1 pseudogene is annotated in these 1524 nt (G+C 63.4%); it reads right to left on the reverse strand.

The features are described 5' to 3' along the window. A pseudogene (locus FAP39_RS17280) lies at positions 1-1524 on the reverse strand (phage tail tape measure protein); the annotation flags it as partial.

Genomic DNA, 1524 nt, shown 5'->3' on the forward strand with positions numbered 1-1524 from the left:
CAGAAGCGCCTGAGGGATCCGTGCCGTTCGCAAGAGCGGCCTGCAGGGCAGTGAGTGCTGCAAGCGGTGCTTGCGCATCACCAACCATTTGCGCCGCTGCCGCGCGCCAGGTCTCGGCGGAGGCTGTGGCCGCACTCGCCATACCCGTCAGCCCCAAATCCGGCACCGCAAGCGGATTGTCCGCAAAAGCTTCTGCAAAGGCGCCCTTGGCTGCGGTAGCAGCTTGGGAGGCTGCGCCTTCAAAGCGGTTCTCCAGGCCGCCGAGATCGAGATCGGCAATGAGAGAAATGCGCCGCTCAACCCCAAGCGCGTCCAGACCGGCATTCACACCGCCGATAAATNATGCCAGATCGCCAATGGCGGCCGGCAATAAACCCCAGACGGCCTTGATCGCGCCGAAGGCCCCTTCAAAACTGTTCACGGCGCCATTGGCAAACCCAACCACGCCCTCGAGAGCAGATTGCATAGCTACCGCGACACTGGCCTTGATGTCATTAAAACCCGCTGCGACCGAGGCACCAAAACTGCCCGCGGCAAGCGTCATGCGCTCCCAGACCTCACTTGCCAGTTCGCCCAGAAGCGCCATGGCGTTGCCAAACCCACCTGCACCGGAGACAAGCCGTGTGAACTGATGCACCAACTCTCCCGCGCCGACAATCAGCGCGCCAAGCCCCGTGCGAATGAGCGCGCCGCGCAGAACAACCAAGGCTGTCGCAAGCCCCCTGACAGAGAGAGCTGCTTTCCCAAGCCCCAACACCCAGCGTCCCGCGAGAAACCCGACAAATGTGCCAGCATAACTCGTCAAGCGCCCGATATTGTCAAAGAGGGCTGTGATCGCTTGACCAAGCGGCCCTGTGCGACTGCCCATGACCGCCATGGCATTGGCCACAGCTTCCAAGGCAGGTGCTGCGGCCACCGCCAGCTGGTTTGACAACCCGCGCCAGATGAGCCCCAGACGCGAGATGGCATCATTGGTGCGTTCGATCTGATCGGCATCTTGTTCTGAGACCAGAACACCGAAAGCGCGCACGTCTTCCGTGGCCTGGCGCAAGGTTGCCGTGTCGATCCGGCTCATGGCAATTGAGCCTTCCTCGCCGAAAAGCTGGCCCGCCACGGCGGCACGCTCTGCCACCGGCACAAATTTTTCGATGGCCGCATTAATGGCGCCCACCCGTTCATCAAGCGGCAAGGCGATCAGGTCGGTGGCCGAGAGCCCCAAGCGTTCCAGCGCATCGGCGGCAGGTCCACCACCTGCGGCTGCCTGGCTCAATCGGCGTGTGAGGTCCTTGGTGGCTTGCTCAATGCCCGACATGGAGACCCCTGCCAGATCACCGGCTCGTTCCAATGTCTGGATTGAGGCCACGGTGGTGCCGAGCGATTGGGCCAGCTTGGCCTGGGCATCCACGGACTGAAGCCCCGAGCGCACCATGGCCACGCCCGCCGCAGCGGCAGCGGCCACGGCGGCAGCAGCCGCCACCTTCACACGGCGCGAAAACGCCGCCATGCGCTTATTGGCAGCCTCCA

Source organism: Shimia litoralis (assembly GCF_005518135.1).
Taxonomy (GTDB): domain Bacteria; phylum Pseudomonadota; class Alphaproteobacteria; order Rhodobacterales; family Rhodobacteraceae; genus Shimia_E; species Shimia_E litoralis.